The sequence below is a fragment of the Phyllobacterium sp. RCAM01083 genome (assembly GCF_055685835.1).
Genome location: NZ_JBVFZN010000002.1, coordinates 61,398 through 84,196, shown reverse-complemented (window position 1 = coordinate 84,196; position 22,799 = coordinate 61,398). Strand labels below are relative to the sequence as shown.

The following is a 22,799-nucleotide window of genomic DNA, read 5'->3' as shown; positions in this document are numbered from 1 at the left end:
TGCGGAGCTTTGAATCCCGATGCATATCCCGCGGCGCTGGCGCACTCTGCGTCAAAACGTGAGTAACCCGCTGTTTTTCCTACAAAAACATTGAGTATTTACCGCAGTAAATACGCCTCTGTACCGGACACCCGACGCAATCGGGGCAATCCATCTTTCAGCCGGGCGCCGCTTCACCATTGGAGCCCACCCGACTTATCCGATGATTCATCTGCAAGCACGCCCGGAATCATGCGTTTTCAGCGTCGGTCTGGTCATCGGCGGCGAATCGAACGCGATTCCTGCCCTCCGATTTGGCGCGGTAGAGCGCGACGTCCGCCGCCTTGATGAGTTTCGGCCATCCGACAGAGCCCAGGACGCCGCTGGCGACGCCGAAACTTGCGGTCATATTCAGACAGACACCGTCTGCCAGCCGAATCTCATGTCGCTGCAGGGCGAGCCGGATGCGGCGAGCGCGCATGACGACGTCCGCAAGCTGGTCACCCGTCGAGAGAATGGCAAACTCCTCGCCGCCGAACCGGGCGATGACATCCGCCGACCGGACCATCGAGCGTAGCAGGGCCGATACGTCCTTGAGCACATGGTCTCCAGCCTGATGGCCATAGGTATCGTTGACAAGCTTGAAGTAATCGATGTCCAGAAGAATAAGACAGGCCGTCTCCGGCTGCTCATCCTTGTTTGCTGCGCTCTGCCCGATCAAGTCGAGCGTGCGTCGGTTGAAGAGACCGGTCAAGCCATCGGTTTCCGCCTGCTCTTTCAATTTGTCGGTCAAGATAGCCCGCTCATGCAGCTTGCCGCGCAAAACCTGCAACGCATCGAAAAGCCGGCGCATTTCCCCGGCATAATGCTGCCTGTCACCGAGTTTGACCGGCACGTCGTGGGCAAGGCCGATAACCTCTTCGCGCGCCTGCAGGAGTGGTGACAGGACGGACCGGTGCACCATATGAACAAGGCTCGCAAGAATGGCCAGTATCGCCGATGTTATGGCGACAACCATGATCAAGGTGCTTAAGGCATGATCACGCGTGTGCATGAGTTCGTCGATCTTGACGTTCAGAAACTCGCTGCGCAGGCTCTCCAGCGGTTGAAGCGTTTTGACAAAGCGGTCTGTGAACTGCTCCGCCGTCATGGAATATTGCCCGGAGACCCGGCCTTCCGCGACAAGAGCATCGACCATGCCCAGACCCTCGCCGAAAAACACACGCTCGATTTCCTCGCGCTTGCCGTCAAGACGGGCATCGCTGCGGAAGAGGGCGTCCTGCACGCCAATCAGGCGCCAGAGCTCATTGAGCCGCCCGCGCGTCCGGCTGCTGTCAATCAGGTGCTTGCGCTCAAGGGGATGATGCGTCGCGATCGGTGCCATGATCTGGGACGCAATGCGTCCGCCATATTCGCGGAGATCGCTCAGCATGTGGCCTGTCATCACGGATGCAGCGATGGCATCGTCGGACCCGACAAGCTCATTGACATTCCAGGCCACGATCGACTGGAAATCGTCGACAACCGCAAACATGCCTTCAATCGCCTGCTGGACGTCGTCTGTAGTGCGCTGGTCAAATGGCATCGCAGCGACCCGATCGACATCCATTCTGGCGCGTTTGAGATCAGCGCCCGTCTGCTCAAGCATCCGGAGAGGGATGGGGTGGTTTAGGGTTCCGGGCTCAGGTGTTTGAGGGGCTGCCGCTGCGGCAAGAGCCGCATCACTTGCCGCACGAAACTGGATAAGCCGCTGGGTTACATCAGGTGTCAGAGGATCGGCGCTCCCCATGACCGTGTTCGACGGGCCGCGTTCCGCCGACAGGCGATTGGCGGCGTCCAGAACCAGACGAAAGCGTTCAACACGATCAAGATTAAGCCGTGCGAGCCGGTAATCCCCATAGGAAGGCAGTATGATACTCGCCGCGAGAATAGTGGTACAGGCCACGGCCATGCCTATCCCGGTCCAAAGCTTCCGATACAGGCTGGCGCCTGCATTGTTTCGCGGTGCATTTCTGGGTGGTTCAGTGGGGCTGGACTCTGGCAGGGCGGGACGTCTCCCAAAACGGGCCGGACGAAAAGAAGTCAATCAATATTATCCTATCGCAATAGTTCCCACCAGTGGCTGAGGCGCCACCTGCAAGACTGTCCTTCGTCCCTTCTGAAGTCCGCGTTTTCTGACAAACGCTTGGTCTTGTCGCTCAATCGTATGGCTGGTTTAAGGGAAGATATCAATAGGCAAGCACACGCATAGGTTGATATTGATGCGCACTTTTTAGTTGTATTCTTTCAGGAGACACCGGGAAAGCCCTGGTCTGCAGTCAAATACCGGGCGGCAAATGAGACACATTTGCCGCCCGGTACGCCGGCGATAAAACCCTCCGGCAGTCAATTCCAAAAACGGATATCCGTTGCTATTTCTTGCCGCCCGCCTTGCGGCTGGCATCGTCCTCGACCAGTTCATACCACATGGCATTGAGAACGGCGAAAGCAGCAGCAAACGGCAATCCGAGCAGCCAGGCAAAATACCACATTCTTCTACTCCTTCTTCGTCCTAGTAAGCGTGACCGCTCTTGTTGGTGATTGTCTTGTCATCCACCTTCCCCCACAGCACGTGATAAACCCAGCTTGTGTAGAGAATGATCAGCGGCACGAAAATGACCGTCACCACCAGCATGATGAACAGGGTCAGGTGGCTTGACGACGCATCCCAGACTGTCAGGCTCGACCGCGGATCAAGCGACGATGGCAGGATGAAGGGAAACATCGACAGGCCCACGGTCGAGATAATGCCGAAAATCGACAGTGCGCTTGCCAGGATGGTGGTGATTTCCCGCTTGAGCCTGAAACCCAGCATGGCGACAAGAGCGCCCACGAAGCCGAGGAGAGGGGCAACCAGCATCCATGCATGTGTGTTGAAATTGGCAAACCAGGCGTTCTTGTCCGACACCACAGTCTTCAGCAGCGGATTGGATGGCCCCGTTGGATCGACGACGCTGGAAATGCGATACCCGTCCAAACCGGTCCAAAGGATAAGTCCAGCGACGGCAAACAGAAGCACGGTGACCGGCGCCGCGATCCCGCCAAATCTGCGGGCGCGCTCGGCGATGATCCCCGTCGTCTTCAATTGCAGCCACGCACTGCCGTGCATGACCAGCATGGCGACTGAAAGAAGCCCGCAGAGAAGCGCGAACGGGTTCAGCAGCCCAAAGAACGACCCTTCATAGAAAATGCGCAGATCGCCGTCAAAACGGAAGGGAACACCCTGCAGCACGTTGCCGAGCGCCACGCCGAAGATGAGTGACGGCACGAAGCCGCCGACAAACAGGGCCCAATCCCAGGCAGCCCGCCAGATGGCGCTCTCGCGCTTCGACCGATATTTGAACGCAACAGGCCGGATGATCAGCGCCGCCAGGATAACGAACATGGCGAGATAAAAACCGGAGAAGGAGACCGCATAGAGTGGCGGCCAGGCGGCAAATATCGCGCCGCCGCCAACAATGAGCCAGACCTGATTGCCTTCCCAGATCGGACCGATCGTGTTGATGGCGATACGGCGCTCCATGTCCGTGCGGGCCACAAAGGGCAACAACGTACCGATGCCGAGATCAAAGCCGTCGGTGACGGCAAATCCGATCAGCAACACGCCGAGCAGCACCCACCAGATCAACCTTAAAGTGTCATAGTCGAGAAATTGATGCAGAATCATGATTGTTTACTCCGCCGGTACGATATGGGGGGAAATCAGGACGGCTTCTGGCTCGTTGTCCAGTTCCGGCCCCTTGCGAATGGCACGAAGCATCAGGCCCATCTCGATCACGAATAGGATTGTGTAGATCGTCACAAACCCGGCAATCGTGATCAGCAGGGACGTCGCGCCCAGATTGGAAACGGCTGCCGCCGTTGGCAGGACGCCCTCGATGATCCAGGGCTGGCGGCCGAATTCCGCAACGATCCATCCCATCTCCGCTGCAACCCAGGGGAGGGGGATCGCCAGGACTGCGATGCGCAACAGCCATGGATATGTATCGAGTTGCCGCCGTACCGACAGCACGAAGAACGTCCCGGTCAACAGGATGAAGAACATGCCGAGACCGACCATGATGCGGAACGACCAGAAGAGTGTTGGAACGTGCGGGACCGTATCCAGCGCGGCCTTTTCGATCTGGGCATCGGTTGCCTGGCGCGGATCGTCGACATAGCGCTTGAGAAGCAAGGCGTAACCGAGATCGGCCCCGTTGTCTTCAAACTTGGCCCGTACGTCCGGTGCGATCGCATTGGTGCTGCCGGCAGCGCGAATCTGTTGCAGCGCGTCGTAAGCCAGGAGCCCCTGTTTGATCCGCACCTCCGCATGCTTGACCAGATCCTCGATTCCGGGAATTTCCGTGGTCAGCGACCGCGTTCCGATGAGCCCCATCACCCAGGGAATACGAACCGCATAATGGGTTTCGCGGCTCTGCTGATCGGGAAAACCGAATGCCGTGAAGGCAGCCGGAGCAGGCTCGGTCTCCCACATCGCCTCAATCGAGGCGAGTTTCATTTTCTGGTGTTCGGTGGACAGATAGCCGCTCTCATCGCCAAGCACGACGACGGAAAGGGCCGCGGCCAGTCCGAAGGATGCCGCCACCGTCATCGACCGCTTGGCCAGCGCCGTGTGACGCCCCTTCAGGACATACCAGGCGGAAACACCCAGGACAAAGATGGAAGCCGTTACGTAACCGGCGGAAACCGTGTGAACGAATTTCGCCTGGGCGACCGGATTGAACAAAACTGCAAAGAAATCAGTGACTTCCATGCGCATCGTCTGGGGATTGAACGCTGACCCCACCGGATTTTGCATCCAGCCATTGGCGATCAATATCCACAAGGCGGAGAAGTTCGAGCCGATTGCGACCAGCCAGGTTGCCGTGAGGTGTCCCACTTTGGACAGCTTATCCCAGCCGAAGAAGAACAACCCGACAAAGGTCGCTTCCAGAAAGAATGCCATGAGGCCTTCAATGGCCAGTGGCGCGCCGAAGATATCGCCGACATACTGGCTGTAGTAACTCCAGTTCATGCCGAACTGGAATTCCATGACAATGCCGGTGGCGACACCGAGCGCAAAATTGATACCGAACAATGTGCCCCAGAACTTGGTCATCTGGCGCCATATGACGCGGCCGGTCATGACGTAGACTGTCTCCATGATTGCAAGCAATACGGAGAGGCCAAGCGTCAATGGTACGAAGAGAAAGTGATAAAGCGCGGTTATCGCAAATTGCAGGCGCGAAAGCGCTACGATGTCGAGTTCCATCTGCTCATGCCGGGCTTACGCCCGACCCCCTGTTGATCAGCGCCGCGAAGGGCGGACGCCGAGTGATTGAGACTGCGTCCTCAGTCCGGCCGCAGTGCTGCAAGTGCGGCGTCGAATTCTGGTTCGCCGCGGTGTAAAGAGGCAACGATCTGCCCCTGTTTCATGATGAGGAGACGGTCGGCCATTTCAGCCTCCCGCCGTATATGTGTGGCGACAAGGACCGTATGACCGGCCATCTCATGCCTCAGCCGCTGCAGGACATCCCGCGCTGTCTCGCCGTCCAGCCCTTCGGTCGGTTCGTCCAGCAGCCAGAGCGTCGCGTTGCGCAGAAGCAGCCGTGCCAATGCAAGACGGCGCAACTGTCCGCCCGAAAGCCCCAACCCGCCTTCGCCAAGCGGGGTATCGAGCCGGGCCGGTAATTTTTCCACATGGCTTGCCAGCCCGGCTATCACAAGCACCTGCCAAAGGCGGTCATCCCCGGCGTCGGGGTCCGCAAGCCTGAGATTCTCGCGCAGACTATCCTGAAAGAGTTCCGTCCGTTGCGTCAGGCGTGCCGAAGGGACATAGGCGACATGGCCACTCACAGGCTGCAATTCACCGGCAATCAGGGCCAGCAATGTCGATTTTCCCGCACCGCTGGCGCCAACCAGCGCAACGCGCTCGCCCTTCGCCAATGACAGCGAGACAGCCGTGAGGGCGGGATGAGCTGCGCCCTGATGAACGGCCGTGACTTTCTCAAGCGCTACCGCCAGACCTGCGGGAGGAGGGGAGGGGAGGGCAGGCGAGGGGACAGCGGCAAGATTGCCGCCGATGCGCCGCGCCGCAAGAATGGTGCGGCCAAGTTCAACTGCGCCGCGCCGCAGCCCGGCAAAGGGTTCAAGCGCTGCCAGGGCCATGAGAACAGCCAGGGCCGCAACCGGCGCCCCGATCAGGCCTGCCTGTGCCAGAATGGCAACGGCCAACAGCGTACCGGCGAGAAGCACGGCGGAGGCGATGCCGAAACCTGCGGTGACCGCCATTTCAACCCGGTTGAGCCTGTCATCCGCATTCACCAGACGATCATCGGCGGATTGGATGGCAGCGCATTGCGCCGCGACCCGGCTGGCCATGATGAGATCCGTCTGCCCCGCGACAAGATCGATCACACGCGAGCGAAGCGCTTCCATCGCATGGGCCCGGCGGCGCGCCGCATCCAGCGAAAAGCGCCCTGCCAGAAAGGGTATCGCCAGCCCTGTTGCGAGAAGCCAGGCAGCCACGCCCAGGCCAAACAGCGGATGCATCAGCCCGAAGACCACGCTCACAGCCACCGCGGAACACAGCGCGACGGCGCCCGGCACCACAATCCGCAGATAGAGCGAATCCAGGGTGTCAATGTCGGCCGTCAGCCGGAACAGCAGCTTTGACGGCCGGCGGAGCAGCAGATGGGCCGCCTCGGGTCTGGCCCATCCGCGAAACAAGGTCTCGCGCAGACCGGCGAGAACACCGAGCGTGGCGTCATGGGTGGTCAACCGCTCGCCGTAGCGCGCGGCAGTACGGGCAAGGGCCAGAAAACGGATACCTGCCGACGGCGCGAAGACATCGAACGTGAAAGCCGTTGCCGACGACAATCCGGCAATGGCCGTGGCGGTAATGAACCAGCCCGACAAGCCAAGCAGGGCAATGCCGGCAAGCACTGTCGCCGCCGCCAAAAGCGCACCCGCCAGCAGCATGAACCGCCGCTCTGCCAGGAAAAGCCGCAGCACAGGCCGGAAATCGCGTCGGAATGACATCACGCATCACTCCTTGTGAAAGCGGTCCGAAGATCGATGATGCGATCTGCCCGTGCGGCGAGAGCCGGATCGTGCGTTGCAATGACCAATGTCTTGCCCTGCGCCAGCGCAAACAATCTGCCGGCAATATCATTTGCCGTCTCATCATCGAGGTGTGCAGTCGGCTCATCCGCAAGAATCAGGTGCGCATGGGAATTTGCGGCAGCGCGCGCCAGGGCGAGACGCAGCGCTTCGCCGCCGGAGAGACCCGAACCGCCTTCACCGATGGACGATTTTCCACGGGCATTGGCGACCGTGTCCAGAGCGGCATTGTGCAGCGCCGCTGCCACCGCATCCGCATCGACCTCCGGCCGGCCCAGCGAGACATTCGCGCCAACAGTCCCGGCAAAGATATGCGGTTTCTGGCCGACCCAGGCGATGCACCGCCGCTGTGCCGCAGCATTTGCAGCCATGGATTTGCCGGCAACCAATATGTCGCCGCCGTCCAACGGTGCCAGGCCTGCAATCAGGGCCAGCAAGGTCGATTTTCCCGATCCGCTCGGTCCAAGCAGCGCCACGCTTTCACCCGGTGCGATATCGAGGCTGAATCGTTCGAAAACCGGCCGCCCCTCTCCGGCATAACGGAACGTGGCATCACGGATGTGAACGGAGGGCGTTCCGATCGGCGCAGGGAATGCAGTCCGGTCATCATGGGGCTTGTCGCCGTCATGCGGCAGGTCCACGCCCTTGACGGCAAGTTTCCGCAGCGCCTCCAGCGAAGCTTCGCCTGCAGCACGGTCATGCCAGACCGCCGAAAGCTCGCGCAACGGCTCAAAGAAAGCGGGAGCGAGCAGCAGGATGAACAGCCCTTCGCTCAAGGAGAGCCTGCCGCTCCAGGTTCCGAAGTCGAGTTGCCCGAGGAGATGAAACCCGACATAGACCGCCACCATCGCAACGCCAAGCGCGGCAAAAAGCTCGAGGACAGCCGAGGATAGAAAGGCGATGCGCAGGACTGCCATCGTGCGCGACCGCAACGACTCCGCATCGGCCCTGAGGCGCTTTGCCGTCACATCCACCGCATCGAGCGCGCGAATTGTCGCCAGTCCGCGCAGCCGGTCGAGCAGAAACGCATTCATTCCGCCAACTTCGACCAATTGCGCCTCGCTCGCCGCCTTGGCGCGCCAGCCGATCAGCGCCATGAACACGGGAATGAGCGGTGCGGCAACGAGCAGAACGATGGCAACAGCCCAGGACAGGGAAAGAACGCAGACAAGGATTGCAAGCGGGACCAGCGTTGCCTTGAACCGGGCCGGACGAAACCGCGCGAGGTAAGGCACCACGGCTTCGGCCTGCTCGGCCAGGATGCTTGCAGCCTTCCCGGAGGCAATCCGGCCGGGATCAAGCGGCGAGCGATGGGCAAGGGCGAGAATGGCGTCCCGGCGCAGTCCGGTAAGCATGGAGCGCGCACCATGGAAAGCGAGCCGGTTACCCGCAGCGTCGATGAATGCGCGCACGACGCCGATTGCAAGAACGCCGGCGGCAAGCCAGACGACACCCGACAAACCGTTGCCCGCAGCGATCCGGCCGACAGCGATGCTGAGCAGGGCCGCCTGCGGCAGCCACAGGAGCGCGGCAACAGCCTGCACAAGGGCTGCGGACCGTCCTCCGGGCAAACGGCCTGATGTTTCCGTCCCGATATTATCCGGCTCAGTGGTTTTTGCGCGCACCTCGCCGTTTGCGGCCGGATCTCCTGCCCGCAAAGCCACCGGGGAACTGAGTGCATCGACTGACATGACATTTATGCCTTGTCCGGACTGCGTTTGGTGCGGCCGAGCGAGACGATCTTGTCCTTCGCCTCGAGCAACCGCGTTACCTTGGCGCCAAGCGTCAACAGAGTTGCAAGGCGGTCAGTTTCGAGCTTCTTCACGTCATCGTACCAAGTTGTGAGGCGCTCGATAAGCCCATGCATTTCCGCCATGCGTTCCTGTGCATGCCGCTCGGCATCGCTCGCCGGCTGCTGCATGAGTATTTCGCGCAAGACGGAGAGTGTCGGATCGACCTCGCGCTTCTTTCGTTCCTCCGCCAGCGTGCGCAAAATCTGCCAGACATCGTCCGGAGTTGTGAAGAAGTCCCGCCGGTCATCCGGCAGGTGTTTCAGCAGGACAAGATTCCAGGCCTGCAGCTCGCGCAAGCTCATCGACACATTGGATCTGGAAATGCCCAGCGATTCGACAATCTGATCGGCATTCAACGGCTCGGGCGTGACATAGAGCAGGGCATAGATCTGCCCCACGGTGCGATTGATGCCCCACCGGCTGCCCATTTCGCCGAAATGCAACACGAAGGACTGAACGAGAGGAGGAAGGTTCATCAGAGATTCCCGACACAACAGTTATTTCAGTAATTACTGAAATTACGATATTCGATAAATCAATGAGATGCAAGTGACCTCAGAACTCAACCTAGCATTGCAACGATGACGGAAAGAATACGCTGTCTGTTCAGGGGCTTGGCCAACAAAAAACCCGGCCGTTGCCAGCCGGGTTTTCCAATTTCCACCTGAACGCCGCGACGCGGTCAGTTCAGTCCGAGCTTGCCGCGCAGGGTCGAAAGGTCCTCAGCCAGCGTGTTCACGGCAGCTGCAAGCACCGCGCGATCGTCGTCGGTCAGCTTGTCATAGAGTTCGTAGCCTTCCGCGGTCTTGTACTTCGACAGGGTTTTGCCGACCGTATCGAAATTACTCGCAACCTTGGTGACGAACGCGCCATCACCCTTTTCGATCAGCGGACGTGCCAGCTCGAAAATCTTGCGCGAACCATCGAAGTTTGCCTTGAAATCCCACAGGTCCGTATGGCTGTAGCGGTCTTCTTCGCCGGAAATCTTGGTCGCCGCCACTTCTTCCATCAAGGTGGCCGCGCCGCCGAAGACCTTCTCGGGCGGGAAGGTCAGATCGGTGATGCGCTTGTGCAGTTCGATCACATCGGCCTGGAGCTTGTCGGCAAACTCCGCCAGGCCTTCCGTGCTGTTCTGGCTGAACAGGCCATACTCAAGGCGATGGAAACCGGTGAATGCGGGATCTTTTTCCTTCAGTTCGTGATTATCGGCGCGCGAATCGATGGAGCCATCGAGATCGCTGAAAAGTTCGGCCACCGGCTCCACGATTTCGTAGTTCATGCGGGTCGGCGCATAAAGCTTCTTGGCCTTTTCAAGATCGCCGGCCTTGATCGCATCGGTAAAGGCCTTGGTCTCGCTGACCAGCTTTTCCAGGTTTTCGCCGATGAAAATCTTGTACTCGGCAATGGGCCCGACGAGATCGAGAGGCGAGACCTCCGCATTGGCGACGCGCGGCGCCACGGCGGCCATGATCGCGAATACGCTCGCTGTGAGATAGGCTCTGAATTTCATGGGTAGCTCCTTCAGGATTTGGTGTTTGTTGGCGTGTGGCCGGCTGCTTCCAAAAGGGTTCGGCCAAGAAAATCGTCGGCGCCGGTGACGCCCGGCAGGGTAAAGAAGAAACCGCCGCCAATGGGCTTGATGTATTCTTCCAGCGGCTCGCCATTCAGCTTGTTCTGAACGGCAATGAATCCCTTCTCCAGATCCGCCTGGTAGCAAATGAACAGCAGCCCCTGTTCGAGCTGACCGGATTTGCTCACGCCGTTGGAATAATTGAACGGGCGGCGCAGGATGAGATGCGCGTCGGCGGCCTTGCTGCGGTCATTCGCCAGCCGGATATGCGCATCGAGCGGCGTGACAGCACCGTCCGGGTCTTTTGCATAATCGGGCACTTCCGTTTCGGTGCGGCCGCCAAAAGGAGCGCCGCTGGGCTTGAGCCGCCCGATAATGCGCTCCTGCTCGCCAAGCGGCGTGCGATCCCACCGCTCGACGAAATTACGGATGATCCGGACCGCCTGATAGCTGCCATTGCGCGCCCAGGCCGGTTCATCGCCACTGTCCTGAACCCAGACAATCCGCTGCATCAGGCCGGCATCGCCGGCATCGGGATTGGCCGATCCGTCACGAAAGCCGAGAAAGTTGCGCGCACTCTGGTGCGTCCCGTCGGGGCTGCGCGGCAGGACGGGAACCGACCCCTCCTGCTTCCAGCGCAGGACCATCAGATCCGGCAGGTTTTTCAGGATATCGCGCAGGGCGTGAATATTGGTATCCGGTGTATTCGACGATATCTGCAACGACAGGTCGCCATGACACAGGGACTGGTCCAGCGCGTCATTCTTGAACGCCTTCATGCGCGACAGGCGGGCAGGCTTGTGGGGTGAAAGCCACTCCCGCTGCTCGAAGAACGATGCGCCAAGCGAAACGGTGATTGTCAGATTGTCGGGCAGGACCATCGGGCCGAGGATGCCGCTGTCTGCAGGCGGCAGCTTGTCATCGAGGGCAGGGGGGGTGCCGCCCTTCATCAGGAACGCAATCCGCTCGGTGAGGCTTCTGAACAGCCGCTCCACCTCTTCCGGCTTGCTCGCCAGCACCCGGAACGACGCCACCATGCCGGCGGCCGGACGCGGTGTCACGATGCCGGACTGATATTGCCCGTGGAAGGGCTGCTGTTCCAGCATCTTGTCGCTCACGGGAGCGTCGGTCACCTGTTCGCCGTGGCTGTTCGCAGCCTGAGACGTCGTGATGCCGGCGGCGAGCACACTGCCAGCTGCGCCCGCTCCGAGAAGGAGGCCGCGGCGGCTGGTCACGAAGGGCTTGTTGTCTTTGTCCTTTGTCATGATTGCTCCCCCGGGCCTATTCAAGCCCGACAGCGGCATTCAGTTTGCCGATGGCATCGGCAAGTGCCTGCATCCGTGCGGCCAGCGCCGTTCTTTTGTCCGCGCTTACGCCGTCATAGGCCGGGAAACCATCCGCGCCGCGCAGCGATTTCAGCGTGCCGTCCACGGCAGCGAAGCGCGCTTCGATATCCGCGACAACCGCAGGAGAGCCCTGTGCAACCACAGGCTTCATCAGCGCGATCATGCGCGATACACCGGCAAGATTGGCTTCAAAATCGGCAAGGTCGGTTCGCGCGTAGTGATTTTCGCCGGCTGCGATCCTCGTGCCTGCAATGGTACCGATCAGGCGGGTGGCGCTGGCGGCAATCTGATCAGGCGGGATGCGCAGTGACCGTACCCGATCCTTGAGCGCCGAAACGTCAGCCAGCAGTTTTGCCGAAACGGGCGCAAGGCCATCGAGGCTCTTGACCGAATAAAGCCCGTACTCGATGCGGTGAAAACCGGTAAAGCCGATGTCCGCCTCGCGCTTTTCCAGATAGTCGGCGACAGGATCGATCGCATTGTGCAGATCGGCAAAGCGGTCGGCCATGGGCTCGATCTGCATGTAGGGCTGGCGGGCCTTCTGGTAGAGCTCCCGCGCCTTGTCGATATCACCGGCCTTGATGGCCTCGTCAAGCGCCTGCACGCCCTTCACAAGCGCACCCGTCTGCGTGGCAAGAAAGACCTGGTATTCGGCCAGCGGACCAACGAACGCCACCAGCGCCGGGCGCGCTGCCGCCGCATCGGCCTCCGCCGAAGGCGTTACGGTCAGGGTCCCGCGCGGATTGTTGAGCAGTCCGCAGGTGATTTGATACGTGCCGGGATTGAGCTTGGCGGTGAATGTCTGGGTAAAGCCCGGAACGATATTCTCCCGTTCTTCCAGCACCATGACGCCGTCGAGTATTTCCCATTCAAGGGCCCGATCCGACTTGTTGACAATATTGAACGTGGTCCGCCCGGCCGGAACGGTCAGGGCATTCGGATCGCATTTTCCCTCACTGATCGTCACCGTGATCGCGCCAGCCGAAGCGCCGGTCTTGACCTTCGTCGAGGCATAATAGAAGGCGCCTCCGCCAGCAACAACAAGCAAGCCGGCACCCATGACGGCAAGCTTCATCAGCGCTTGTGAGGGCGGGCGGGGAGCAGACGGGTTCGTATTCTGGACCATGGGATGCTTTCAGTGGGTTGGCCGGGATGCTGCGGCAGCGGTTTGACGCTGCGCTGGCCGCAGAAAGAAGAACAGGCTGACGGCGAGAAACACGACATAGGCGATGATCTCACCGAGCGTCGGCATATCCTGATAGCCGAACATGCCTGACAGCAGCGTACCGAAGGCACTGCTGACCGGCAGCACGTTGCTCAAATCGAACACCACCGTCTGCAGGCTGTTCCAGACGCCCGCTTCATGCAGGTGCCGCAGCGAACCGGCAAGGATGCCAGCGGCAACAACGAGGATGAACAGGCCTGTCCAGTAGAAGAACCGTTTCAGGTTGAGACGGACACCGCCGGCATAGATGCCGTAGCCAAGACCGATGGAGACCAGGATGCCCAGAAGCGCGCCGAGCGGCGCATCGGAGTTGGCGCTCTGCTGGAAAATGGCCAGGAGGAAGAAGACGGATTCAAGCCCCTCGCGGGCCACCGCAAAGAAGACCATGGCGACCAGTGCCGCTCCCTGCCCGGAGGAATGGGCAAGCGCATCGTCGATGGATGTGTGCAGTTCCGATTTGATGGAGCGGGCAGCCTTGCGCATCCAGAAGACCATGGATGACAGCACGATCACCGCGACGAAGCCGACAAGGGCTTCGAAAAATTCCTGGGCTTTCTGGGGAAACTGCGCACTGACCATCTGCAGACCCGCGCCCACGAACAGGGACAGGGCAACGGCAAGCAGAATGCCCACCCATACTGCAGGCATCCAGGCACCGCGACCGGTCTGCTTCAAATAACTCGCAACAATGCCGACAATCAGCGCGGCCTCAATGCCCTCGCGCAGCATAATCAAAAATGGAACAAGCATTAAAACCAATCCTCGGCGCGGCCAGCCCGATGTTGCGCAGCGCTGGGCAAGTCATAAACCGGGACGAAAAACGAAGCAATAACAATATATTAGAAGAATTCTAAGAAGGTGAGGCCGCGAATTTCTGTAATCTTTTCCGTATGTTGAGTGATTTTGTCCACTATTTTGCGACACGAAAATGCGCCCTTTGCAGCGCTTGCAAATACCACCGGTTGCAGAACATGAGGTCTTCAGGCAGGTTTTACCAAGAAGAAAGGCGCACCTGCCGGAAAATTCATGCCTCGGGCTTGCCATAGCCGCCGCCCGTCGGCGTGACGATGATGAAGGCTTCACCCGCTTCCAGCACGGTGTGCGCACAGCCCTGCAGCGCTTCGACGGCGCCATTGCTGCGGCGCACCGCATTGGAGCCGGTCTGCCCCGGCTCTCCGCCCTGCAGGCCGAACGGTGCCACACGGCGGTGACCGGAAAGAATGGCGAAGTCGAGCTTTTCCTGTGCGCGGATCGTCCGCTGCGTGCCGTTCCCGGCGGACCATTTTCCCTTGCCGCCGGAACCGGCGCGGATATGAAAGTCTTCCAGCACCACGGGGAAGCGCGTTTCGAGAATCTCCGGATCGGTCAGCCGGGAGTTGGTCATGTGGGTGTGAATGGCATCGGCGCCGTCATAACCGGGGCCAGCCGGAGCGCCGGAGCAGATCGTCTCGTAATACTGGTACTGGTCATTGCCGAAGGTGAGATTGTTCATCGTTCCCTGCGCGGCAGCCTGCGCACCCACCGCACCGAACAGGCAGTTCGTGACGGCCTGGCTGACCTCGACATTGCCCGCGACAACCGCAGCGGGATATTCCGGCGAGAGCATGGTGCCATCGGGAACAATGATGTGGATCGGGCGCAGACATCCGGCATTCATCGGAATGTCGCTCTGCACCAGTGTCCGGAAGACATAGAGCACGGCAGCGCGCGTCACCGGGCGCGGCGCGTTGAAATTGTCGGACCGCTGTTCTGACGTGCCGGTGAAATCGACGGTCACCTCGCGCGCAACCTTGTCGACCGAGATTTTGACGACGATGCTGCACCCCTGATCCATCTCATAGGTGAAGCTGCCGTCCTGCAGCTGATCGAGCACGCGGCGCACGCTCTCCGCGGCATTGTCCTGCACATGGCCCATATAGGCTTCGACGACATCCTCGCCGAAATGGCTGATCATCTTGCGCAGCTCCGCCACGCCTTTTTCATTGGCGGCAACCTGCGCCTTCAGGTCATTGACGTTCTGCAGCAGCGTGCGCACGGGGTAGCGGGCACCGGTCAGCAATGCCGCCAGTTCGTCCTCGCAGAAACGGCCGCGATCCAGCAGCTTGAAATTGTCGATGTAGACGCCTTCTTCTTCAATATTCGTTGCCAGCGGCGACATGGAGCCCGGCGCGATACCGCCGATATCCGCATGGTGGCCACGGCTCGCCACCCAGAAACGGATCGTCGTACCGGCATCGTCGAACACCGGCGTGCAGACTGTCAGGTCGGGCAGGTGCGTGCCGCCATTATAGGGGGCATTGATGAGGAAGACATCGCCGGGATGAATGACCGGATTTTCCCGGATTGCGGCGGCAACCGACGCGTCCATGGAGCCAAGGTGCACCGGCATATGCGGCGCATTGGCAACAAGATTGCCTTCCGCATCGAAAACGGCGCAGGAGAAATCCAGCCGTTCCTTGATATTGACGGAATAGGCGGTGTTCTGCAGCGTCACGCCCATCTGCTCGGCGATCGACATGAAGAGATTGTTGAAAATCTCCAGCATCACCGGATCGGCCTTCGTGCCGATGGCCGAACGGTCCGGCAGCGCCTTGATGCGCTTGAGAACGATATGGTTCTTGGCCGTCAGTTCCGCCTGCCAGCCGTCCTCGATGACGATGGTCTGGTTCGGCTCGATGATGATGGCCGGGCCGGTGAGGCGCTGGCCGGGCTGCATCGCATCGCGCAGCACCACGGCCGCGTCATGCGCTGCCCCTTGCGAATAGAAGCGGTTGTGCCGCACCGCATCCGGCTCACCGGTTGCTGTCGCATCAACAGCCGCCTCGGCTTGACCGGCACCGCCGCCGACGGTCTCCACTTCCACCGCGTCGATAACGAGCGCCTTGTTTTCGGCGACAAATCCAAAGCGGCGCTTGTGCAGGATTTCGAACTCGCGCCGCAAACGGCCGATGTCGTCATGTGCCGGAAAGGTCGCCTCGACGGCCAGCACGGTATCCGTACCAGCATAGCGGATATGGGCGCGCACGATGGTGGTGATCTCACTTTCGGCGATACCCTGCGCGTTGAGCTCGGACAGGCATTCCTGCTGAAGCTCCGCAGCCAGACCGGCAAGCGGGGCAGGGGCGGCCGGATCGAGCGGCACACCCAGTGCCTTCTGCCGGGTCGCCCGGATATCGGCAAGGCCCATGCCATAGGCGGACAGCAGACCCGACATTGGATGCACGAGAATGCTCTTCATGCCCAGTGCATCGGCTACCAGACAGGCGTGCTGGCCGCCGGCACCGCCAAAGCAGCTGAGCGCATAGCGCGTCACGTCATAACCGCGCTGCACGGAAATCTTCTTGATCGCCTCGACCATATTGGCAACGGCGATGCGGATAAAACCGTCAGCCACATCTTCAGGGCTACGGCCATCGCCGATCCGGCCTGCCAGTTCGGCAAAGCGCGAGCGCACGGCATCGACATCCAGCGGCTGGTTCTGGTCCGGTCCGAAGATCGGCGGGAAGAATTCGGGCAGGAGCTTGCCGACCATGACATTGGCGTCGGTCACGGCCAGCGGGCCGCCATTGCGGTAGCAGGCGGGACCGGGATTGGCACCGGCGGAATCCGGGCCGACCCGGAAACGCCCGGCATCGAAATGCAGGATGGACCCGCCACCGGCGGCAACCGTGTGGATGAGCATCATCGGCGCGCGTACCCGCACCCCTGCCACTTCCGTCTCGAAAGCGCGCTCATACTCGCCGTCGAAATGCGCGACATCCGTTGATGTGCCGCCCATGTCGAAACCGATGACATTGGGAAAGCCGGCTTCTTCGCCGGTGCGGGCCAGGCCGACAACGCCGCCGGCCGGGCCGGACAGGATGGCATCCTTGCCCTGGAACATATCGGCGGCGGTCAGACCGCCCGAGGACATCATGAACATGACGCGCGCGCCGGTGCGGGCAATATCGAGCTCTGCCGACACCTGCGCCACGTAGCGGCGCAGGACCGGCGAGAGATAGGCGTCGATGACAGTGGTATCACCACGCCCGACCAGCTTGATCAGCGGCGAAACCTCGTGGCTGACGGATACCTGGGCAAAACCAATCTCCCGGGCGATTGCGGCCATGGCAGCCTCGTGCGCCGGAAATTTGTAGGCATGCATGAACACGATGGCGAGCGCGTCATAGCCTTCATCCTTCAACGCTTTCAGGGCTGCGCGCGCCTGCACGCCGTCAAAGGCGATCTCAACCGTGCCATCGGCGAGCACGCGCTCATTGATTTCGACAACCCGGTCATAAAGCGCCTCGGCCTTGATGATCTCGGTGGCAAAGATGTTCTTGCGTTCCTGATAGCCAATGCGCAGGGCATCGCGAAACCCCCTGGTCGTCACAAGGGCAAGCCGTTCGCCCTTGCGCTCCAACAGGGCATTGGTGGCAACGGTGGTGCCCATGCGCACTTCGCCGATGCGCCCAGCCGGAATGGCTTCGCCCGGCTTCAGCCCGAGATGCAGGCGGATGCCCTGCACGGCGGCATCCTTGTAGGCCTCGGGATTTTCGGACAGCACCTTGCGGGCATGCAGCACGCCGTGCGGATCGCGCCCGATGACATCGGTAAACGTGCCGCCCCGGTCAACCCAGAAATCCCAGCTTCCGATGCTCATCCCGCACTCCTCTTGATCGACTGCCACATTTGTAAGCATGCCCAATTAATAGACTATAGCGTCATTGACAATATGTCGATAAAATGATGATATAAATTCGTCAAGGCGGAGGCAAGCAGAATGACGACTGGTCCGAAAGACCACACCACGGCGGATCTCGAACAATTTGCAACGGCACTGCCGAAGCATCTCAAACCCGTCTCCTCCATTGGTCCCATTGTCTCGTCAGCCCATCTTGCCGAGGGCGGTTCGCCCGGCCTTTCCGAAGTCGAATACGGCATGATCCTCGCCTCCCACGCCTTTTCCCGCTGGATGGTGCGCTGCATGGCGGCCGCCGGACTGCCGGGGCTTTCGGCCACGGAAATTCTCATTCTCCATTCCGTGCGGCATCGCGGCCGCGAAAAGAAACTCGCCGACATCTGTCTGGTTCTCGATATCGAAGACACGCATGTCGCCACCTATGCCATCCGCAAGCTGGAAGCGGCCGGGCTCGTCACCACCGGCAAGGCCGCCAAGGAAAAAACGATCAAGATCACCAACAAGGGCGCCGACGCCTGCACGCGTTACGCTCAGATTCGCGAGCGGCTGTTCGTGGCATCGACGACCAATGCCCGGCCGGCCGAGGATACGCTGTCGGAAATCGCCGCCGTCCTGCGCTTTCTCTCCGGCGCCTACGATCAGGCGGCCCGCGCCGCCACCACACTTTAAGGATAGCTGCGTGACCGATACTGCTTCAGCCCCGCTCTTGGCCGTGGACAATCTTTCCGTCGCGTTCGGTCCGTCGCGTGTCGTGGAGAATCTGAGCTTTTCGGTGCGGGCAGGGCGCACGCTTGCCATTGTCGGCGAATCCGGGTCGGGCAAGTCCGTGACCTCGCTTTCCGTCATGCGGCTTGCCGATATGATGGGCGGCCAGTTCCCCACCGGCCAGGTGCTGTTCGAAAGCCGCCAGGGGCGGATCGACCTGACCACCGCCACGCAGAAAACCATGCGCGGCATTCGCGGCAAGGAGATCGCCATGATCTTCCAGGAGCCGATGACCTCGCTCAACCCGGTGTTCACCATCGGCGACCAGATCGCCGAAGTTCTGATCCTGCATGAGGGCATGTCCAAACAGGCAGCGCTGGCCGAGGCCAAACGGCTTCTGGACATGGTGCGCCTGCCCGACGCTGCCGATCTGCTCGGCCGCTACCCGCACCAATTGTCCGGCGGCATGCGCCAGCGCGTCATGATCGCCATGGCGCTTGCCTGCCGCCCGAAACTGCTGATCGCCGATGAGCCGACAACCGCGCTCGATGTCACCATACAGGCACAGATTCTGACCATCATCCGCGAATTGCAGACCGAACTTGGCATGGCGGTGATCTTCATCACCCACGACATGGGCGTTGTCGCCGAAATGGCCGATGACGTGGTGGTGATGTGGAAAGGCCGGAAGGTCGAGGAAGGCCCGGTTGCCGATATTTTCGCCCGTCCGCAGCATCCCTATACCCAGACCCTGCTCGCCGCCGTACCGAAACTCGGCAGCATGACCGGAGAGGCCTATCCCAAGCGCCTGCCGCTGACGGTCATGGATGGTGATACACCCCGCCTTGTCGGCGGCGAGCATGTTCAGGATACGGCCCGCTACGGCCTGCCGCCCGTCCTTTCAGTGCGTGATCTCGTCACCCGCTTCAACATCAAGAAGGGCATTTTCGGCGGCGTTACCCACCGGGTCCATGCGGTTGAGAAGGTTTCGTTCGACATCCATCCCGGCGAAACCCTTGCGCTTGTCGGTGAGTCCGGTTCGGGGAAATCCACGATTGGCCGCACGATCCAGCAACTGCAGAAGGAAACGTCGGGCACCATTCTGTTCGGCGGGCGTCCGGTCTCCTCGATGAATGGCACGGAGCGGCAAAAGCTGCGGCAGGAAATCCAGTATATTTTCCAGGACCCCTTTGCCTCGCTCGATCCGCGCAAGACCGTCGGCTTCTCCATTGCCGAACCCATCCGCACCCACGCATTGATCGACGGCAGCAAGCCGATCCAGAAACGGGTCGATGAATTGCTGGAACGGGTCGGCCTGACCAGCGCCCATGCCAGCCGCTATCCGCACGAGTTTTCCGGCGGCCAGCGCCAGCGCGTCTGTATTGCCCGCGCGCTTGCTTCCAATCCCAAACTGATCATTGCCGACGAGGCGCTGTCGGCGCTCGACGTGTCCATTCAGGCGCAAATCCTCAACCTGTTCATGGAATTGCAGGAGCAGCAGGGCCTCTCCTATCTCTTCATCAGCCATGACATGGCTGTCGTTGAAAAGATGAGCCATCGCGTCGCCGTCCTTTATCTGGGACAGGTCGTGGAAATCGGCACCCGCCAGCAGATCTTCGAAACCCCGGCGCATCCCTATACGCAGCGCCTTTTGTCGGCGGTGCCGGTGGCTGATCCGGCGCGGGCCCGCAACCGGGCCATGCTGGAAGGTGAAATACCAAGCCCCATTCGCCGCGTCGGCGACGAACCCGCCATTTTCAAGCGAACCGAAATTGCACCCGGCCACTTTGTGGCGAGTGCGGCCTGAACCAAACGTCTACATATAATGAGGAGAACACAACAATGATAAGAACACGACGGGGAATACACGCAGCGTTTCTGGCGCTGGGTCTGGCAGGCACAGCCTTGCTCGCAGCACCCGCATGGGCGGCGGGTACGCTGACCATTTCGTCGCCGCAGGACCCGGGCAGCTGGGATCCGATCGATACATTTCTCGTCAACTGGGCCTCGGTTGCCACCAATATCTATGATGGCCTGACCTATCGCGGTGCCGATCTGAAACTGGTGCCCGGCCTTGCCACCGCCTGGGAAGAACTCGACGAAGGCAAGCGCATCCGCTTCACCCTGCGCGAAGGCGTAAAATTCCATGATGGCGAACCCTTCAATGCGGAAGCCGTCAAATTCACCTTCGACCGTCTTCTCGGTGAAGAAGGCAAGAAGGGTCCGCAGCGTTCCAACTATGCCGCCATCGACAAGGTGGAAATCATCGACGCCAAGACCGTCGATTTCCATCTGAAGGCGCCGGATCCGGTGCTTCTGACCAAGCTTGCCGGCTATGGCGCCATGATCGTGCCGCCGAAATACATCCAGGAAAAGGGTGACGATTATTTCAACGCCCATCCCGTCGGCACCGGCCCGTTCAAGGTGGTCTCCTACGAGCCGAAGATCGGCATCAAGCTCGAAGCCTTTGCCGACCATTGGGGCGGCGCACCAAAACTCTCCAATCTCGAATATCGCTTCATCGCGGAACCCGCGACCGCCGTTGCCGAATTGCAGGCAGGCCGTGTCGATCTGGTCATCCCTCCCACCATTCCTGTCGGCATGATTCCGACCATTCAGGCCGATCCGAAGCTGGAAGTGGTCAGCACCGCCGGACCGACCGTCTATGCCCTGCGCTTCAACACCAAGAGCGGACCGACGGCGGATGAACGGGTGCGCAAGGCACTGATCCTTGGCGTTGATCGCGATGCGATTATCCAGACCATCCTTGGCGGTCAGGCAGCACCGATTGCCAGCTTCCAGGGCGCCCTGTCCTTCGGCAACGATCCCGCCATGAAGCCGCTGCCCTACGATCCGGAAAAAGCCAAAGCCCTGTTGAAGGAAGCGGGCATTGCAGCGGGCACCACGCTGCAGATCGACGTGCGCGGCAACGACTCCACGTTCAACGAGGTGTCGCAGGCCATCGCCAGCTATCTTCAGGTCATCGGGCTCAACGCCACGATCAAGCCCTACGAGACCAATGTCCTGCTCAACGACATCATTCCGGCGGGCAAGACCGGTGCGATGTTCGAACAGGCATGGGGCGGCTGGACGCTCGATTACGACAACACCGCCTATTCCATGTATCACTCGGGTGAAAAGTGGAATCCCTATGACAGCGATCCGAAGCTGGATGCGCTGCTGGAATCGCAGCGTTCCATCACCGACCGGGCAAAGCGCGAGGAAATCCTCAAGTCCATCGCCCACTACACGGCGGATCGGGCGCTGGAAATTCCGCTCTACAATTACAATGCGATTTTCGGCGTGAGCAAGCGCGTGAAGAATTTTACGCCTGTTCCCGACAGCCGCCTGCGGCTGACGGATGTCACGGTCGAGTAGCAAAACAGGCCCGTCGCCTTGCAAGGGGCGGCGGGCCAAGGATTGAAGGATAGAGACGTGGCTGGTTTTCTCATCAAACGCTTTCTGCAGGCGATCTTCGTCGTCATTGTCGTGACGCTCATCGTGGCGTTCGCCATTCGCCTCACCGGCGACCCGGCGCTGATGCTGACACAAGGCGCAGGCAGCGTGACTGAAGCGGATCTTGTCCGCATCCGTGAGGCGCTCGGTCTCAACCAGCCGTTTCTTGTCCAGTATTTCGGCTTCATCAAGGGGCTGTTCACGCTCGATTTCGGCCGCAGCTTCCTTGGCGGCACGAAGGTCTCCACCCTGCTCGCCGCCGCCTTGCCCGCGACGCTGCTCCTTGCTTTCTCCTCCCTGATCGTCTCCATCGCCATTTCCATCCCGCTCGGCATCAAGGCAGCAACGGCGCGCGGCAAGTGGGCGGATCAGGCGATCCGCATTCTGTCCCTGGTCGGCCTGTCCTTCCCGAATTTCTGGCTGGCGCTGATGCTCGTGCTTTTGTTCGCCATCACGTTGAAATGGCTGCCGCCAAGCGGCATGAACGGTTTCGAGAGCTTCATCATGCCCGCCGTGACCATGGGCATCATCCTCACCGCCACCAATGTGCGCCTGGTGCGCACCGCCATGCTGGAAACCCTCAATTCACAATACATCATGGTCGCACGGGCCAAGGGCCTCAGCGAGAATGTCGTGCTGTACAAGCACGCGCTGCGCAATTGCGCCATTCCGCTGATCACCTATTTCGGCCTGCAGTTCGGCGGCCTGCTCGGCGGTATCGTGGTGGTCGAGCGCGTGTTCAACTGGCCGGGTCTTGGCACACTCGCATTCGATGCGGTCGGCGCGCGCGACTATCCCGTGCTGCAGGCGGTCATCACAGTCCTTTCCCTGATGATCATCGGCGTCAATCTTCTCGTCGACATCGCCTACGGCCTTGTCGACCCGCGCATCCGGACGGAGTAAG

Annotated in this window: 16 protein-coding genes; 4 read left to right on the top strand and 12 right to left on the bottom strand. The window is 60.6% G+C overall.

Annotated features, from left to right (window positions below):
* Positions 1-229: 229 nt before the first annotated feature.
* From ACZ25R_RS00385 to ACZ25R_RS00330, 12 genes are all read right to left on the bottom strand, one after another.
* Positions 230-1,924: a GGDEF domain-containing protein gene (locus ACZ25R_RS00385; RefSeq protein WP_472459632.1), complete on the bottom strand. Its 1,695-nt coding sequence runs from the start codon at positions 1,922-1,924 to the stop codon at positions 230-232.
* Positions 1,925-2,390: 466 nt separating this feature from the next.
* Entirely contained in the window at positions 2,391-2,510 is a 120-nt protein-coding gene (cydX, locus tag ACZ25R_RS00380; RefSeq protein ID WP_105735051.1) for a cytochrome bd-I oxidase subunit CydX, read from the bottom strand.
* 20 nt (positions 2,511-2,530) lie between these two features.
* The gene (gene cydB, locus ACZ25R_RS00375; RefSeq protein WP_472459631.1) at positions 2,531-3,685 is read right to left on the bottom strand and encodes a cytochrome d ubiquinol oxidase subunit II; all 1,155 of its coding nucleotides are present in this window, start codon (positions 3,683-3,685) and stop codon (positions 2,531-2,533) included.
* A 6-nt stretch (positions 3,686-3,691) separates the two neighbouring features.
* A complete protein-coding gene (locus tag ACZ25R_RS00370) occupies positions 3,692-5,269 on the bottom strand; it encodes a cytochrome ubiquinol oxidase subunit I (protein ID WP_223615876.1) in 1,578 nt (525 codons plus the stop codon).
* Positions 5,270-5,349: 80 nt separating this feature from the next.
* Entirely contained in the window at positions 5,350-7,041 is a 1,692-nt protein-coding gene (gene cydC, locus ACZ25R_RS00365) for a thiol reductant ABC exporter subunit CydC (protein ID WP_472459630.1), read from the bottom strand.
* Positions 7,038-8,810 (bottom strand): thiol reductant ABC exporter subunit CydD, encoded by a 1,773-nt coding sequence (gene cydD, locus ACZ25R_RS00360; protein ID WP_472459629.1) that lies wholly within the window; start codon positions 8,808-8,810, stop codon positions 7,038-7,040. The genes cydC and cydD overlap by 4 nt, the downstream gene beginning before the upstream one ends.
* Positions 8,811-8,815: 5 nt before the next feature.
* On the bottom strand, positions 8,816-9,388 hold the full coding sequence (locus tag ACZ25R_RS00355) for a GbsR/MarR family transcriptional regulator (RefSeq protein ID WP_223615878.1): 573 nt from the start codon (positions 9,386-9,388) through the stop codon (positions 8,816-8,818).
* A gap of 206 nt (positions 9,389-9,594) precedes the next feature.
* Positions 9,595-10,422 (bottom strand): iron uptake system protein EfeO, encoded by an 828-nt coding sequence (efeO, locus tag ACZ25R_RS00350; RefSeq protein ID WP_472459628.1) that lies wholly within the window; start codon positions 10,420-10,422, stop codon positions 9,595-9,597.
* Between the two features lie 11 nt (positions 10,423-10,433).
* The gene (efeB, locus tag ACZ25R_RS00345) at positions 10,434-11,747 is read right to left on the bottom strand and encodes an iron uptake transporter deferrochelatase/peroxidase subunit (RefSeq protein WP_472459627.1); all 1,314 of its coding nucleotides are present in this window, start codon (positions 11,745-11,747) and stop codon (positions 10,434-10,436) included.
* 16 nt (positions 11,748-11,763) lie between these two features.
* Positions 11,764-12,954 carry an iron uptake system protein EfeO gene (efeO, locus tag ACZ25R_RS00340; protein ID WP_472459626.1) on the bottom strand — a complete coding sequence of 397 codons (1,191 nt, stop codon included), beginning with the start codon at positions 12,952-12,954 and terminating at the stop codon, positions 11,764-11,766.
* Positions 12,955-12,963: 9 nt separating this feature from the next.
* Positions 12,964-13,803 (bottom strand): iron uptake transporter permease EfeU, encoded by an 840-nt coding sequence (efeU, locus tag ACZ25R_RS00335; protein WP_472459625.1) that lies wholly within the window; start codon positions 13,801-13,803, stop codon positions 12,964-12,966.
* 274 nt (positions 13,804-14,077) lie between these two features.
* Positions 14,078-17,695, bottom strand: coding sequence for a hydantoinase B/oxoprolinase family protein (locus ACZ25R_RS00330; RefSeq protein WP_472459624.1), 3,618 nt, complete (start codon positions 17,693-17,695; stop codon positions 14,078-14,080).
* Positions 17,696-17,815: 120 nt separating this feature from the next.
* Here ACZ25R_RS00330 and ACZ25R_RS00325 point away from each other — a divergent pair, with 120 nt between their 5' ends.
* Genes ACZ25R_RS00325 through ACZ25R_RS00310 form a run of 4 tightly spaced genes read left to right on the top strand, consistent with a single transcriptional unit; the run spans position 17,816 to position 22,798 of the window.
* Complete coding sequence (locus ACZ25R_RS00325) at positions 17,816-18,403, top strand: winged helix DNA-binding protein (protein WP_105735062.1); 588 nt, start codon at positions 17,816-17,818, stop codon at positions 18,401-18,403.
* Positions 18,404-18,413: 10 nt separating this feature from the next.
* Entirely contained in the window at positions 18,414-20,246 is a 1,833-nt protein-coding gene (locus tag ACZ25R_RS00320; RefSeq protein ID WP_472459623.1) for an ABC transporter ATP-binding protein, read from the top strand.
* Positions 20,247-20,281: 35 nt separating this feature from the next.
* Positions 20,282-21,817, top strand: a complete 1,536-nt coding sequence (locus ACZ25R_RS00315; protein ID WP_472459622.1) for an ABC transporter substrate-binding protein — start codon at positions 20,282-20,284, stop codon at positions 21,815-21,817.
* Positions 21,818-21,874: 57 nt separating this feature from the next.
* Positions 21,875-22,798 (top strand): ABC transporter permease, encoded by a 924-nt coding sequence (locus ACZ25R_RS00310; protein WP_105735065.1) that lies wholly within the window; start codon positions 21,875-21,877, stop codon positions 22,796-22,798.
* The last annotated feature ends 1 nt before the right edge of the window (position 22,799 follow it).